General features: G+C 73.0%; 13 protein-coding genes. 8 read left to right on the forward strand and 5 right to left on the reverse strand.

Annotated elements, in window-relative coordinates; translation table 11 throughout:
* Positions 1-40: 40 nt before the first annotated feature.
* Complete coding sequence (locus ABD385_RS28775) at positions 41-1,024, reverse strand: helix-turn-helix transcriptional regulator (protein ID WP_344581566.1); 984 nt, start codon at positions 1,022-1,024, stop codon at positions 41-43.
* A 104-nt stretch (positions 1,025-1,128) separates the two neighbouring features.
* On the opposite strand from ABD385_RS28775, the gene ABD385_RS28780 reads away from it, so the two are divergent.
* Complete coding sequence (locus tag ABD385_RS28780) at positions 1,129-1,536, forward strand: DUF3224 domain-containing protein (protein ID WP_344581568.1); 408 nt, start codon at positions 1,129-1,131, stop codon at positions 1,534-1,536.
* A 53-nt stretch (positions 1,537-1,589) separates the two neighbouring features.
* Here ABD385_RS28780 and ABD385_RS28785 read toward each other — a convergent pair whose 3' ends face one another.
* From ABD385_RS28785 to ABD385_RS28800, 4 genes are all read right to left on the reverse strand, one after another.
* On the reverse strand, positions 1,590-3,398 hold the full coding sequence (locus ABD385_RS28785; protein ID WP_344581570.1) for a coagulation factor 5/8 type domain-containing protein: 1,809 nt from the start codon (positions 3,396-3,398) through the stop codon (positions 1,590-1,592).
* A 234-nt stretch (positions 3,399-3,632) separates the two neighbouring features.
* Positions 3,633-4,196 (reverse strand): hypothetical protein, encoded by a 564-nt coding sequence (locus ABD385_RS28790; RefSeq protein ID WP_344581571.1) that lies wholly within the window; start codon positions 4,194-4,196, stop codon positions 3,633-3,635.
* 14 nt (positions 4,197-4,210) lie between these two features.
* Positions 4,211-4,831, reverse strand: a complete 621-nt coding sequence (locus tag ABD385_RS28795) for an L-threonylcarbamoyladenylate synthase (RefSeq protein WP_344581573.1) — start codon at positions 4,829-4,831, stop codon at positions 4,211-4,213.
* Positions 4,832-4,907: 76 nt separating this feature from the next.
* Positions 4,908-5,762 (reverse strand): endo alpha-1,4 polygalactosaminidase, encoded by an 855-nt coding sequence (locus tag ABD385_RS28800; protein WP_344581658.1) that lies wholly within the window; start codon positions 5,760-5,762, stop codon positions 4,908-4,910.
* Between the two features lie 294 nt (positions 5,763-6,056).
* Here ABD385_RS28800 and ABD385_RS28805 point away from each other — a divergent pair, with 294 nt between their 5' ends.
* The 7 genes from ABD385_RS28805 (at position 6,057) to ABD385_RS28835 (ending at position 15,208) form a co-directional block, all read left to right on the forward strand.
* Complete coding sequence (locus ABD385_RS28805; protein ID WP_344581574.1) at positions 6,057-7,310, forward strand: chitinase; 1,254 nt, start codon at positions 6,057-6,059, stop codon at positions 7,308-7,310.
* Positions 7,311-7,419: 109 nt separating this feature from the next.
* A complete protein-coding gene (locus ABD385_RS28810; RefSeq protein ID WP_344581576.1) occupies positions 7,420-8,364 on the forward strand; it encodes an ornithine cyclodeaminase family protein in 945 nt (314 codons plus the stop codon).
* A gap of 181 nt (positions 8,365-8,545) precedes the next feature.
* A complete protein-coding gene (locus ABD385_RS28815; RefSeq protein WP_344581660.1) occupies positions 8,546-10,726 on the forward strand; it encodes an FUSC family protein in 2,181 nt (726 codons plus the stop codon).
* Between the two features lie 397 nt (positions 10,727-11,123).
* Complete coding sequence (asnB, locus tag ABD385_RS28820) at positions 11,124-12,968, forward strand: asparagine synthase (glutamine-hydrolyzing) (RefSeq protein WP_344581578.1); 1,845 nt, start codon at positions 11,124-11,126, stop codon at positions 12,966-12,968.
* 67 nt (positions 12,969-13,035) lie between these two features.
* Positions 13,036-13,464 (forward strand): MarR family winged helix-turn-helix transcriptional regulator, encoded by a 429-nt coding sequence (locus tag ABD385_RS28825; protein ID WP_344581579.1) that lies wholly within the window; start codon positions 13,036-13,038, stop codon positions 13,462-13,464.
* A gap of 248 nt (positions 13,465-13,712) precedes the next feature.
* On the forward strand, positions 13,713-14,723 hold the full coding sequence (locus ABD385_RS28830) for a DUF1259 domain-containing protein (RefSeq protein WP_344581581.1): 1,011 nt from the start codon (positions 13,713-13,715) through the stop codon (positions 14,721-14,723).
* A gap of 107 nt (positions 14,724-14,830) precedes the next feature.
* On the forward strand, positions 14,831-15,208 hold the full coding sequence (locus ABD385_RS28835) for a hypothetical protein (RefSeq protein ID WP_344581582.1): 378 nt from the start codon (positions 14,831-14,833) through the stop codon (positions 15,206-15,208).
* Positions 15,209-15,462: the final 254 nt, after the last annotated feature.

Here is a 15,462-nt window from a genome sequence, read left to right on the forward strand (position 1 = left end):
CCGCGTACGCCGCCGCCCGGGCCACCGTGCACGGAGGCGGTCACGTCGAAGGGTCGGTCGTCGTCCCGTAGCGGCCGGCCAAGGTGGCCACCGTCGCGGCGACCGCCCGGCGCAGCTCGGGCGGGCCGAGGACCTCCGCCTCCGCCCCCAGTCGGAGCAGGTCGCCGACGGCCACGGCCGGCCCCTCGACCGGGAGGCGCACCTCCGTCCACCCCGCCGCGTCCGGTTTCCCGGCCTCCGCCACGGCCCGCCGGCCGGCCGCCCCGTAGAGCATCGGCAACAGCCGGTGCGCCCGCGGGGAGACGCGCAGGTGCGCGGTGTCCCGGTGCAGCTCCGCCTCCAGCCGGCGGGACGACTCCGCCCAATAGGCGGCCAGGTCGAAGCCGGCCGGACGCACGAACACCTCGTCCGTGACGTCGACGGCCAGGAACCGCGCGATCCGGTACGTCCGCACCGCCTCGTCGACGAGGGCCGCCAGGTACCAGATGCCGCCCTTCAGGACGATCCCGAGCGGGCGCAGCTCCCGGTGCACCTCGCCGCGCCAGCGCCGGTAGTGGGTGCGCACCACCCGCCGTTCCCACACCGCCCGGGCGACCGGCGCCAGGTGGGCGACCGGATCGGCGTCCCGGAACCAGGCCGGGGCGTCCAGGTGGAAGCGGTCCTGGATCAGCCGGGTCCGCTCGGCGAGTTCCGCCGGGAGCGCGGCCTGGACCTTCAGTTGGGCCGTCGCCAGCACCGCGTCCAGCCCCAGGTCCCGGGCGGGGCCGGGCACTCCGGCGAGGAAGAGCGCACCGGCCTCGTCGTCGGTGAGCCCGGTCAGCCGGGTGCGGTACCCCGCGATCAGGCGGTAGCCGCCGTCCGGCCCGCGGTCGGCACGGACCGGGACGCCGGCGGCGCCGAGCGCCTCGACGTCCCGGTAGACCGTGCGGACCGACACCTCCAGCTCCGCGGCGAGTTCGGTGGCGGTCATCCGCCCACGGTTCTGGAGCAGCAGGAGCAGGGCGAGGAGCCGGTCGGCGCGCATGGCCCGATTGTCCCGCGTACCTGACAGGAGGTGTCAGGTACGGCCGCCAGACTGGTCGCACATCGCCTCCGCACCAGCCATGCGGCAGATCGGAAGGACTCCCCATGCCCGCGCAGACCACCGGCCGCATCACCTCCGCCCACTGGGAGGAGCGCCCCGTCGGCGGTGCGGGGGCGGGCCCGCGGCTCGCCCACGCCTCCGTCACCAACTCCTTCTCCGGCGGCATCGAGGCCGCCGACACGACCTGCGAGTACAGCCTCGTCTACACCTCGGAGAAGTCCGGCGCGTTCACCGGACTGGAGCTCCTGACCGGGCAGTTGGACGGGCGGGCGGGCACCTTCGTCCTGGCGGAGCGCGGCTCGTTCGACCCGGACGGCACGGTGCGCTGCACCTTCGACGTCGTGCCCGGATCGGGCACCGGGGAACTGGCCGGGCTGACCGGGTCGGGCAGCTACGCCTACCGGCCCGGCGAGCCGTCGTTCCCGTACGACTTCACCTACCAGGTGGGGTGAGCCGCGTCGGGCGGGCCGCGGCCGGCGCGGCCCGCCCTGACGCCCTGGGTCCGTCAGGGGTACGCCACCACGGTCGACGGCACGGTCGAGGTGCCCGACGTCGGGGCGCCGGTGTCGTTGATGACGCGCTCGAACTGGCCCTTGCCGCCGAGCGACACCACCAGCAGGTCGTGGAAGGTGACCCCCGGTGCGTTCGGGGCGGCGAAGCCGTGGTGTTGGACGATGGTGGGATCGACGTTGTAGAAGCAGTAGCTGCCGAGTCCCCACGCCTCGTGGCTGGTGACCGAGTCGGCGACCTTGTAGGCGGCGTAGCCCTTGACGTCGCCGTCCTGGACGGCGGCCTGGTCGGGGGCGTCGTAGGCCTTCTCGTTCTGGAGGAAGACGGTGCGGCCGCGCTGGCCGTACCACTGCACGTCGTACTTGTTGAAGTGCTCGACGAACAGGCCGGTGGCCAGGACGTCGTCGCCGTTGACGCGGATGCCGTAGTCGGCGCGGTTGGTGTCCCAGCCGACGCCCTCGCCGTGGTCGGCGCGCCAGACCCAGGTGTGGTCGACGAGGGTGTGCCGGCTGTTGACGACGATGCTGGTGGTGGCCTTGCCGGGGCCCGCGCCGCCGATGCGCAGGAACACGTCCTGGACGGTGGTCGGGTTGCCGGCGTGGTCCGTCGAGGCGCCGTCCGGCCCGATTTCGAGCAGGGTGCGGGAGTTGACCGGTCCGGCGTCGATGAGGAAGCCGGCCAGGCGGATGCCGTCGACGTCCGCGGTCTTCAGGGCGGTGACACCGTTGTCGGGGATGAGGGTGGCGTAGCCGAGGCCCAGGACGACGGTGTTGGCCGCGGTCACGTTGATCGGCTCGCCGAGGTGGTAGATGCCGGGCGTGAGCAACAGGTGGAGCCCTTGGGCGAGGGCTTGGTTGAGGGTGGTCGCGGAGTCCCCGGGCTTGGCCACGTAGAACTGCGACAGCGGCAGCGAGGTGCCGCGTGGGGTGCCGTTGCCCCAGGTGACGCCGCGGGCGTTGGTCCGCAGCTCGGGCAGGAAGACCCGGTACGCGTCGCCGTCGAGGTGGAGGAACGGCTTCTCCCGGGAGAGCGGGGTGGTGTCCAGCACGGTGTAGGGCGGGTTCGGGAAGGTCTGGGCCGGGGCGCCCTCGACGCCCGAGAAGACCATGTTCCACACCCCGTTGGACCAGCCGCCGACGGCGCTGTCGCGGCTGTACCACTGTTGTTGGGAGCGCGGCTCCACGGTCCCGTCGATGCGACTGTCGGCGAGGTAGCCGCCGCTGGCCCAACCGTCGCCGGCGGGCGCCAGGTCGAGTCCGCCGCGGACGTGCATCCGGCGGAACGGCGCGGCCTGCGCGACGGCCCAGCGGTTGGTGCCGTTGACCGGGACCAGGGCGAGGTTCTCGGCGGAGCGCCAGAAGTTCTGGGTGGCGTTGCCGTCGAACCAGCCGGCGTCCACGGTGACGTCGCCGTTGATGGTGGTGTCGTCGGGGGAGAGTCCCAGGCCGGCTATGGAGGTGTAGAAGCCGAGTTGGGCGTTGAGGCCGTGGTAGGTGCCCGGTTTGAACAGCAGGGCGTACCGTCCGGTGTCGAACTGGGCCTTCTCCTGCTTCGTGAACACCTCGTCGAGCTTCGCCTGGATGCCTGGCGTGGACGGGTCGAAGACCAGGACGTTGGGGCCGAGGTCGCCGCCGCCGGGCAGGGCGCGCGGGCGCTCGGGCACCGGAGCGGCGGTGGCTGCGGCGGCTGCGGTGCGGCCGAGCAGGGCGGGGGCGGCGGCCGCCGCCGCGGCGGCGCCGAGGACGGCCCGGCGGCCGACGGCGGGCCTTTCGGGGGTGGGGGATTCCTTGGAGGCAGGGGTCATGGGCGACCCTCCTGTTTCAGGAAGTGAAGACGTGGGGGGTGGGGAGCGTGCTCCCGCCGTCGCATGCTTCAGCTTCGTGAAGGGTGCGTCAAGAGGGGGGACCGGAGTTCCGCACGGTGACCGCGAGACACCAGCAACGTACGTCTGCATAAAGGGAGTTGATGCCCTTACGCGGCGCCGGGCCGGGTCACCGGCGGATCTCTGTCGCCTTCAAGAAGTGTTCGACACGGTGGTTCACTTCACCGTCTGGTCACCGTCGGGGAGGTCCTGGACGGTGACCTCGGCGCGCGGTTGGCCGAGTCCGTCCGCCACCGCGCGGGCCAGGCCGTCGGGGTCGGGTCGGGTGGGCACCGGGACCTCGGCGCCCTCGGGGTAACTCTCGATCGCCGTGGTGAAGTAACCGGGATGCCAGGCACCCACCGCGCCGCGCACCTCCACGGCGCGGACCGGCCGCGTCCCGACCCGGTCCCGGAGCGCGGCGAGGATCCGGTCCGACCGGTACTCCCCGGGCACCTGGAACAGGCTGGCGTGCGCGCCGACCAACCCGCCGTCCGCCAGGCGGACCGTGACCGTCAGGCAGCTGGTCACCGACGGGTAGAACAGCGTGCCGCCGGGCCCGACCGCACCGACCTGGCCCTCGGTGATCCGGAGGGCGGCGGCCCGGGAGGGGGCGGCCGGGGACGCGGCGGGGGCGTTCGCCGCCGGCAGCGGCCGGGCCTGCGCCACGCCGGCCGCGCCCGCCTGAAGGGCCAGCGCCGCGACGAGCGCCACCGTCGCCCGGTTGCGGGTCGTGGTCATCGTCGGGCCGCCCGTCACTCGAAGCGCGACGGGTCGCCGGCGCCGCGCCGCACGATCTCGACGTCGCCGCCCGAGAAGTCGATGACCGTGGTGGGTTCGGTGCCGCAGTCACCGGAGTCGACCACCGCGTCGACGACGTGGTCGAGGCGTTCCTTGATCTCCCACCCCTGGGTCAGCGGCTCGTCCTCGTCGGGCAGGAGCAGGGTGCTGGAGAGCAGCGGTTCGGACAGCTCGGCCAGGAGTGCCTGGGCGACGGTGTGGTCCGGGATCCGGACGCCGACGGTCTTCTTCTTCGGGTGCAGCAGCTGGCGCGGGACCTCCTTCGTCGCGGGGAGGATGAAGGTGTAGCTGCCGGGGGTGGCCGCCTTGATCGCGCGGAAGACGTCGTTGTCGATCTGCACGAACTGCCCGAGCTGCGCGAAGTTCTGGCACACCAGGGTGAAGTGGTGGCGGTCGTCGAGGTTGCGGATCGACCGGATGCGGTCGATGCCGTCCCGGCTGCCGAGCTGGCATCCGAGGGCGAAGCAGGAGTCGGTCGGGTAGGCGATGAGCGCACCGGAGCGGACCGCGTCGGCGACCGTGCTGATGGTGCGACGCTGGGGGTTTTCCGGATGGACGTCGAAGTACTTGGCCATTTTCGCGAGTCTAGGTGATCGTCGCGCGGGTCGGCGTGCTCGGCGCGGGCGGCGGCGAGCGGGTCGGGCGGGCGGGTCAGCAGGCGCGACGCACGTAGCCGTCCGTTCCGGGGCGGCTGACGTCGCGGTCGCGCAGGGTGACCGAGAGCCGGTCGCCGACGGTGCGGCAGGCGGTGTCGAAGTCCGCGCGCCGGTACTCGACGTCGAAGACCCGGTCGTCGTAGACCTCGGCGTAGTCGGTGCACTCCTGGTAGCGGGCGCACTCCTCGGTGACGGCGAAGTCGAAGCCGGTGCGGTGGCGTTCGGGCAGCAGGTCGCTGGTGTTCTTCTGGGCGGCGGCCAGTCCGCGGTCGTGCGCCCGGCGGGTCAGCAGGGCGGCGAAGGCCCGGGCGTCGTCCTTGGTGAGCAGGTCGTCGGAGCGCTCGTAGGAGTCGAGGTTGTCGGGTTCGACGGCGTCGAAGCCGGCCTGGGCGCACCCGTCGATCCAGGGGCCCACGACGTCCATCAGGGCGGTGCGCTTGGCGGGCGTGGAGACGTCGAGCAGCGGTTCGTCCCAGTCCTCGTCGACGACCAGCGCGCCGTCCGGGTCGCGCAGGAGGAGGTCGGGGTGGTGCCGCTGCCACCATCGGCGGGCGTCGGCGCCGGGCTGTGCCTGGAAGGCGTTGACGTAGCAGACGGTGTAGCGGCCGGCGCCGGCGGGCGGTGCGGTGCGGTCGCGGGAGACCACCGTGACGTCGTCGGCGGGGCGGTACGGTCCGCCGATCTGGTAGTCGAAGACGGCGTCGGCGGCCGGCAGCCGGACGGCGTGACGGGCGGTCGCCGTCGGGGACGGACGGTCGGCCCCGGTCGACGGGCCGGCCGGGGCGCAGCCCGCGAGCGGCAGCGCGGCCAGCGCGAGGGCGCCGGTGGCGCGGCGGACCGGTACGGGCATGCGGGACATCAAGGACGCGGGGGACACGCCAGGCACTTTAACCGCCCGAGCACACACCGTCCGGACGACCGCCGGGCCCGAAGCGTCAACACGCAGACTGAGCAAGGCACTTGAGAAGCCGCCAGGAGAGAACTTCCGCGGCCCGGTGGCGCACCACACATGATCCACGATGGCTGATGGGCCGTCGGGCCGGCTTTGGCCCAGTCCAAAGTGTTGACGCGCTCACGACGAGGGTTCACTCTGTGGTCGATTGGTCTGGACCACCCCCCTCTCTCGTCGGCTCGTGGAGGTCAAGTGCCACCTCGTCACGTCAGATCCCTCGCCGCCACCGTCGCGGCGGCCTGTCTCGCGCTGGGCGCCGCCGGCACGGCGCTCGCCACCGGCGCCCCCGCCCCCGCCCGGCCCGCCGGCGCGGCAACCGCCCCGGCCCCCACCTCCCTGGGCAGCAACTGGTACGCCGCCGCGCCCTACCTCATGCCGCTCGACAACGACCCGCCGGACGCCGGCGCGGTGATGGACGCCACCGGCCTCAAGGCGTTCCAACTAGCCTTCCTCCTCGCGCCCAACGGCGGCGGCTGCTCGCCGACCTGGGACGGCCTCCACCCGGTGGCGTCCGACACCGCGGTGGCCGGAGTGATCTCCACGATCCGCGCGAAGGGCGGCGACGTCTCCGCGTCCGTCGGCGGCTACAACGGCACCAAGCTCGGCCAGGCGTGCGGCACCCCCGAGGCCACCGCCGCCGCCTACCAACAGGCCGTCGACAAGTACGGCCTGAAGGCGCTCGACTTCGACCTGGAGGAGCCGGAGTACGAGAACACCGCGGCCATCCACAACGAGATCGGCGCCGCCAAGATCCTCCAGCAGAAGAACCCCGGGCTCTACGTCTCCGTCACCACCGCCGGCACCGCCGACGGCACCGGCTGGTTCGGCAAGCAGATGCTGAACGAGGCCAAGTCCCAGTCCTTCGTCCCGGACAACTTCTCCATCATGCCGTTCGACGGCGGCTTCTCCGGCGCCGCCGCCCAGACCTCCGCACTGACCAACTTCAACGCCGTCCTGCGCGCCACCTTCGGCTGGGACGAGGCCACCGCCTACGCCCACGAGGGCATCTCGCAGATGAACGGCCGCAGCGACACCGGCGAGTTCTTCACCCAGGCGGACTTCCAGACCGTGCTGGACTTCGCCACCTCCCACCACATGGCGCGCTTCACCAACTGGTCCGTCAACCGGGACCGGCAGTGCACCCCACCGGACAACAACGGCCGGACCTCCGGCACCTGTAGCAGCGTCCCGCAGGGTGCCTGGGACTTCACCAAGTTCTCGGTCAAGTTCGCCGGCGCCACCCCGCCCACCACGCCGCCGACCACCCCGCCCACCACGCCCCCGGGCGGCAGCTGCGCGGCCAGCCCTTACAGCGCGGGCACGGTCTACGTGGGCGGCGACACCGTCTCCGCCAACGGCCACACCTGGAAGGCCCGGTGGTGGACCCAGGGCGAGGCCCCGTCCACCGGCGGTTCGGGCGTCTGGCAGGACCTGGGCGCCTGCTGAGGCCGGGGAGGAGCGGTCCGCCGGGGCGCTCCTCCCCCACCCGCCACGGCCCCGCCCGCCCGGCCGAAGATCACGCATCCCACCAGCCGGCCGGGGCAGACTCGGCGGCATGAGCCCCACGCCGTCCTCCCCCCAGCCGCCCCGCATCCTCGACGAGGCCGACCTGCTGCGCGCCCTCCCGATGGCCGCAGCCGTCGCAGCGCTGCGCACCGCCCTGCACGACGGGCCGGACCCGGAAGCCGATCCGCCGCGCACCATCGTGCCCGTCGAGCACGGCCAGCTCCTGCTGATGCCGGCGCACCGCAGCCGGTACGCGGGCGTCAAGGTCGCCACCGTCGCCCCCGACAACCCCGCCGCCGGACTCCCCCGCGTCCAGGGCCAGTACCTGCTCTTCGACGCCCCGACCCTCGCCCCGCTCGCCCTGCTCGACGGCATCGCGCTGACCACCGTGCGCACCGCCGCGGTGTCCGCCCTCGCCGTCGACCTGCTCGCGGTGCCCGACGCCGGTCACCTGGTGGTGTTCGGCACCGGCCCGCAGGCCCGCGGCCACCTGGACGCGCTGCGCGCGGTGCGCCCGCTCACCCGCGTCACCGTGGTGGGCCGCACCCCCGCGAACGTCGAACGGTTCGTGGCCGCGGCCCGCCACGACACCGGGCTCGACGTCGCGGCCGGCGAACCGTCCGCCGTCGCCGACGCCGACCTCGTCGCCTGCTGCACCACCGCCCGCACCCCGCTCTTCGACGGGACGCTGCTCCCGCCGCACGCCACCGTCGCCGCCGTCGGATCGCACGAGCGCGGCAGCCGCGAGGTGGACGGCACCACCGTGCTGCGCAGCACCGTGGTGGTGGAGTCGCGGGCCGCCGCGGCGCGGGAGGCCGGCGACCTCATCCCGGAACTGGAGGGCGGCCGGCTGGCCCGTGAGGAGTTGGTGACGCTCGCCGCACTGGCCGGCGGGGCCGCCAGCGCGGACCCGGAACGCCCCCGCCTCTTCAAGGGCGTCGGCATGGCCTGGGAGGACCTGGCGGTCGCGGGCGCCGCCTACGAAGCTGCCTGACGGCACACGCACCGGCCGTTCCGACGCTCCTCGTGCGATGCTGGGGGCGCCCGGCCGAGGCGCGTGACCTCGGTCGATGCCAGGATGGGGAGCGTAGGGCAGCGTGAAGGCAGCGATACGACGGACCGTTTCCGGCACGTGGAACCGCTTCGCGGCGTCCGACCCGGGACTGCTGCGGTTGATGGCGGGACTGCGGACGGTGGGGGCGATCGTGCTGACCCTCGTCGTCCTGGCCCTGCTCGGCACCAGCGTCACGCTCCTGGTGGCCGGGGCGATGGCGGCGATGGTCTCGACCTTCGCCATCCGGGAGAAGGAGGTGCGCGGCCAGGCCGTCACCCTCGCCCTGGGGCTGCCGGTGGCGCTGGCCGCGGTGGCGCTGGGAGCGCTGCTGCACAGCCGGATCGTCGCCGGTGACCTGTTCTTCATCGCGCTGATCTTCGGCGCCGCGTACGCCCGCCGGTTCGGCGACCGCGGCACGGCGCTGGGGCTGATCGGCTTTCAGGTCTACTTCCTCTCGCTGTTCGTGCACGCGACAGCGGCGACGCTGCCGGAGCTGTTCCTGACCCTGGCGGTGGCGTTCGCGTGCAGCGCGGTGGTCCGGTTCGCGGTCTTCCCGGACTCCCCCGAACGCACGTTGAGCCGGCTGCGGGAGGCGTTCCGGGCCCGCCTCGCCCAGCTGGTGGCCACCCACCGGGAGCTGGTGGACGCCGGGCCCGAGGAGTTGGACGGCGTCCTCGACGACCTGCGGCGGCACACCGCCCGGCTGCACGAGACGGCGCTGATGATCCAGGGGCGCCTGGAGGAGGGCACCCGCGACGCGACCACCGCCTCGTTGCTCCAGCGCCGCATCGCGGACGCCGAGATCGCCGCCGAGCGGCTCGGGATGACGCTGCTCAACGCCCGCAGCGCGGAGCGCACCGACACCCTCACCCTGCACCTTCCGCACGCCCCGGTGCCGGCGACCGGCAACCGCATGCAGTCCGAGGGCGACGCCGTGGCCACGCTCCGCCGGGACCTCTACGCGCTGGGCCTGCTGGTGGCCCGCCGGGCGCCCGGGGACCGCGGCACCGCCCTGGCCCACGTACGCAACCGCCTGCTCGGCTACCGCGACGAGGAGGACCTGCCGCGCGGCTCGATGGCCGTGCAGGACGCCTTCCGTGCGCTGGGTGAGGCCGCCCGCGCGGTGCTGGGCCTGCGGCTGGCGCTGGACGGGCCGCAGGACGAGTCCGACGACACCTTGGCCACCGCCCGCTCGCGGGAGGAGTTCGACGCCGAGGACCTGGCGATAGTCGGCGTCGAGGAGGAAGAGGAGGACACCCGCACCGGTCTGCAGCGGCCCACCACCCGGGCCGCGTTCCAGGTCGCGGCCGGCTCCGCACTGGCCATCGTGGGCGGCGAGTTCCTGTCCACCCAGCGCTGGTACTGGGCGGTGCTGACCTGCTGGGTGGTGTTCCTCAACACGGCCTCCACAGGCGAGGTCCTGGTCAAGGGCTACCGCCGGCTGCTGGGCACGGTGCTCGGCGTGATCGCCGGTGTGGGGCTGGCCGGGCTGGTGGGCAACCACACCTGGACGGCGTTCGCCCTGGTGCTGCTCTGCGTCTTCGGGATGTTCTTCACCGCGCCGCTGTCGTACGCGCTGATGTCCTTCTTCGTCACCGCGATGCTCGGGCTGCTCTACACGCTCCTGAACACCTACAGCGTCGCGACGCTGGTGCTGCGCATCGAGGAGACGGCACTGGGTGCGGCGTGCGGCATCATCGCCGCGGCGCTGGTGCTGCCGGTGCACACCGACCGGCGCACCGACGAGCACCTGAGCACGGTCCTGGAGCGGTTGCGGGACGCGGTGTCGGCGGCCGTCGGACAGCTCTCCGGCGGCCCGTCGGCGGACCTGCTCACGCTGGCGCGCGATCTGGACACCGCGCTGAACGACCTGCGCGGCTCCACCCAGCCGCTGGTGCACCCGATCACCCCGCTGCGGGTGCGCCGGCAGACCGCCAGGTACCTGGTGGCCCTGCTGGAGACCTGCGCCTACCACGCGCGGTCGCTGGCGGCGACCGCCGAAGTCCTGCCGTCCAGCCGTTCCGTGGCGGCCGACCCCCGGCTGGAACGCGTCGGCCGGCGCATCGGGCAGAACATCGACCTGATCTCCGCGCGGGTGAAGGAGGAGCCCGCCGACGGCGAGGTGGAGGCGGGTGCGAGCATCGCCTCGCTGCTGGACGCGGACGGCTCGCCGGTGCCGCCGTCACACACCGTGGCCTTCCGCGTGCTGCGGCACCTCCAGCGCCTCGACGAGGGCGTGGTGGGCATCGCCCGCGCCCTGGACGTGCCGGTGACCGGGCGCACCCGGCGGAAGAGCATCTGACGCGGGCGGCGGGCCGCGGCCCGCCGGCCGGGCCGGCCCGGCTCCGTCACCTCCCGGTAAAACCTTTCCCCCGTTTCCGTCGGGCGCCCGGCCCGCCCCGGACCGCGCCCTTTCCCTCCCCCGCGGCGGACGCGCAGGTCAGCGCGCCCGCCACAGATCAGTGGCCGCGCTCCGTGCGCCCCGGCGCGTCCCTGCGCACCCCGGCCCGTGGTGCGCCCCGGTTGACGCGACCGGCCTCCGAGGAACACCCTCGTTACATAGGTGCTCGATACAACTGACTCTGGCGGAGCGAGTCGGGCCACCGTTCTTCGGCGTTGCCCGCCCTCCCGGATTCCCGGCCTGCCGCGGCACCCCACCCGGCACCGGCGCCCCAGGGTTCGGAGCAGGAGGACATGGCATGTGTGGCATCACCGGCTGGATTTCCTTCGACCGCGAGCTGCGCTCCGAGCAGGAGACCGTGGACGCGATGACCGAGACGATGTCCTGCCGCGGACCTGACGACCGCGGCACCTGGGTGCGGGGTCCGGCCGCGCTCGGCCACCGCCGCCTCGCCATCATCGACCTGCCCGGCGGGCGCCAACCGATGACGGCCGAGCGCGCCGACGGCAGCCAGGTCGTCCTCGTCTACTCCGGCGAGACCTACAACTTCGGCGAGCTCCGCAGCGAACTGGTGGGCAAGGGCCACCGCTTCACCACCGACTCGGACACCGAGGTGGTGCTCCGCGGCTACCTGGAGTGGGGCGAAGCGGTCGCCGAACGCCTCAACGGGATGTTCGCGTTCGCCGTCTGGGACGAGCAGCGCCGACGGCTGGTGATGATCCGCGACCGGATGGGCATCAAACCGTTCTACTACTACCCCACCGCCGACGGCGTGCTGTTCGGCTCCGAGCCCAAGGCCATCCTCGCCAACCCGCTCGCCGCCCGCCGGGTCCAACTCGACGGCCTGCGCGAGCTCTTCGCCTTCGTCAAGACCCCCGGGCACGCCGTGTGGGACGGCATGCACGAGGTCGAGCCGGGCACCGTGGTGACCGTCGACGCGGACGGGGTGCGCCGGCACGTCTACTGGTCGCTGCGGACCCGCGCCCACCAGGACGACCGCGAGACCTCCGTCGGGCACGTCCGCACCCTGCTCGACGACATCGTCCGCCGCCAGCTGGTCTCCGACGTGCCGCGCTGCACCCTGCTGTCGGGCGGTCTGGACTCGTCGGCGATGACCGCCCTCGCGGCCGGTCAGCTCGCCGAGACGGGCGAGACGGTGCGGAGCTTCGCCGTCGACTTCGTCGGCCAGACCGAGAACTTCATCGCCGACGACCTGCGCGCCACCCCCGACACCCCCTACGTGCACGACGTGGCCCGGCTCGCCGGCACCGAGCACCAGGACATCGTGCTGGACTCCGCCGCCCTGGCCGACCTCGACGTGCGCGCCAAGGTGCTGCGCGCCCGCGACCTCCCGATGGGCCTGGGCGACATGGACGCCTCCCTGTACCTGCTGTTCAAGGCGATCCGCGAGCATTCGACGGTGGCGCTGTCCGGCGAGTCGGCGGACGAGGTGTTCGGCGGGTACAAGCAGTTCTTCGACGAGGAGGCCCGCAACGCCGACACCTTCCCCTGGCTGGTCCGCTTCACCCAGCACTTCGGCGACGACGGGAACATCCTCAAACCGAACGTCACCGGCGCCCTCGACCTCGGCACCTACATACAGGACGGCTACGACCGCGCCGTCAAGGACGTCGAACGGCTCGACGGCGAGAGCGACTTCGAGTTCCGGATGCGCAAGATCTGCTACCTGCACCTGACGCGCTTCGTCCGGATCCTGCTGGACCGCAAGGACCGGGCGAGCATGGCCGTCGGACTGGAGGTGCGCGTCCCGTTCTGCGACCACCGCCTGGTCGAGTACGTCTACAACGCGCCGTGGTCCCTGAAATCCTTCGACGGCCGCGAGAAGAGCCTGCTGCGCGAGGCCACCGCCGACGTGCTGCCCAGGTCGGTGTACGACCGGGTGAAGAGCCCGTACCCCTCCACCCAGGACCCGCAGTACGCGGTGGCGCTGCAGCAGCACGCCAAGGACCTGTTGGCGCGCCCCTCGCACCAGGTCTTCGACCTCGTCGACCGGGACTGGCTCACGCGCGCCGCGGACCACGAGGCGCCGCAGATCACCCAGGCGTCGCGGCGCGGCCTCGAACGAACCCTGGACCTGGCCCTGTGGTTGGAGATGTACTCCCCCACCATTACGCTCTCCTGATCAACGGCGGGCCCCGCACGGGGAATCCGCCGCGGACCGGGTCCGGCACGCAGGCGAAGGGTGGGCGATGACGATCGGTGACGACGCGGCACTGCAACTGGTGATCTCGCTGCACCGGCTCACCCGCAGCCTGCGCAGGTCCGCCACCGCGGACAGCATCCAGCTGACCCACATCGCCGTGCTGGCCCTGCTGACCCAGCGCGGGCCGTCCCGGATCGGGCAGATCGCGCAGTGGGTGCCCTGCTCCCAACCCACGGCCACCGCGGCGGTGCTCGGCCTGGAATCGGCGGGCCTGGTCCGTCGGGAGGCCGACCCGCAGGACCGCCGCGCCAGCCGGGTCCTGCTCACCGAGGAGGGCACCGCGACGCTGGCGAACGTGGCCCGTGGTGAGGCGCAGGTACTGGCCCGGCGCCTCACCGCGCTCCAACCGGACGAGATCCGCCGGCTGGTGGAGGTCGAACCGCTGCTGCGACGGCTGGCTGAGGCGGGCGACTGAACGGCCAGCGGGTCGCGAACGACCGGCGGAACGCGGCCCGGTCCGCCCGGGAATCGGCCGCCGGGCCCTCGGTCACGTCGGCGCACGGGCCGGCGGCTGATCCACCGTCATCGGCACTCGCCCGCCCGCCGACTCACCCCTGACGATGATCGCCTTAGCCCACCTGGCCCCCACCAGTGAGCTGACGGGTCCTCAGATCAGCCATGCTTCCAACTTCTCATGGTGGTCATCGCGGAGGTAGGCACGTCATGACTGGAGACAGACCGCAGCACACCGGCCCCGGCGGCGCGGGAACCGCGCGGCGGCGCGTGATGGCGGCGGCGGCCCTCGCCCCGCTGCTCGCCGCGGCACCGAGCCCGGCGCGCGCCCGCACCGCCGCCCCGGCGACGGAACCGGTCGAGCTCGCGCAGAAGCTGATCGAGCCGGTCCACACCACCCTCAAGGACTGGAAGGCCGTGGCCAAGGTCCTGGGCGGCCCCGGCGACCTGAAGCGCAAGGTCATGTACCACACCGGGTTCCCCCGTCGGGACCTCCGGTTGGTCTCGCACCAGGTGCACGTCAAACCGTCCCTCGCCCTCGGCTCGCACGTCTCCTTCGTCCGCTACTCCGACCGCAGCACCTTGCTGATGGGCGACGTGGTGGTGACCGAGGACGAACTTCAGGACTTCGTCGACGCCCTGCAAAGGCACCGGATCGGCATCACCGCGCTGCACAAGCACCTGCTCGCACAGCGGCCCGACGTCTGGTGGCTGCACGTGCACAAGCACGGCCACGACCCGCTGGAGCTGGCGCGCGGCATCCGCGCGGCGTTCGACGAAACCGCCACCCCGCGCCCCAGGTCGTCCGACACCGCCACGCCGGACGACCTGGACACCGGCGCGATCGACGACGCCATGGGGGCCAAGGGCTCCGCCGACGACGGCATCTACAAGTGCATCTTCGTCCGCAAGGAGAAGATCGTCGACGGCTACATGGTGCTGCCCCCGGGCCTGGGCTCGACCAGCGCCTTCAACTTCCAACCGCTGGGCAACGGCCGGGCCGCGGTCAGCGCGGACTGCTGCATGGTCGCCGACGAGGTCCAACAGGTCCTCCGCCTGCTGCGGAAGGCCGACGTCAAGCTCGTCGAACTCCACAACCACGGCCTGCGGGACAAACCCCGCCTGTTCTTCGTCCACTTCTGGGCGGTCGGCGACGCCGCCCGCCTGGCCCGCGCGCTGCGCCCCGTGGTCCGGGCAACCAACGTGAAACCGGCCGGCTGAACCGACCCGCATCCGTCCGCGGACGCAGGTCGCACGACGGATGACCGCACGGCTCCGGTGCGGCACAGTGACCTCGCTGCCCGTTTCCCAGCGGAAGGACCGTGCCGGTGCCCGTGCTCCTGCTCGACGACGACGAGGTCCGCGCCCGCCTGGATGCCGCGACCGCGGTCCGGGCGGTGCGGGCGGCGCTGCTCTCGGCGCACCACGACGACCTGGTCGCGCCGCCCCGGGTCCGGGCCGCGCTCGGGGCCGGCGACCTGGTCGTCACCGCGGGCCACCTGCGGTCCCGGCAGCTGTTCGGCTTCCGTGCATACGACACCCTCGTGGGCGCGGAGCAACTGGTCGCGGTGTGGAGCACGGCGGACGGCCGGCTGCGGGCCGTGGTGCACGGCGCGGAGTTGGGGGCGCGACGGACCGGGGCGATCGGCCTCGCGGGCACCGAGGTCGCGGTCGCCGCGGCGCTCTGTGAGGCGGTACCGCGCTGAGGGCGCCGTGGGGTAGATCTGGCAGCAGCCGGCGGACGGATGGTCCACGCCAGGCAGCTGTCGGAGCGGTGGCCGGTATCCGCTGTCGCGGGGAAATGCGTTTGGCCGAAAGGGCGCTGGCGGGGGAGAGTGCGAGCGGAGTTCGCCGCTCGGCGCGTGTTCCCCCTTCCGATACAGTGACAAAGCGGGACGCGCTCCCGCCTGCGGGGATGCCGGTGCTCGCGCGGCCTCCGGCGCAAGGTTCCTCCGTTCTC

Source organism: Streptomyces lunalinharesii, assembly GCF_039532155.1.
Classification (GTDB): Bacteria; Actinomycetota; Actinomycetes; order Streptomycetales; family Streptomycetaceae; genus Streptomyces; species Streptomyces lunalinharesii.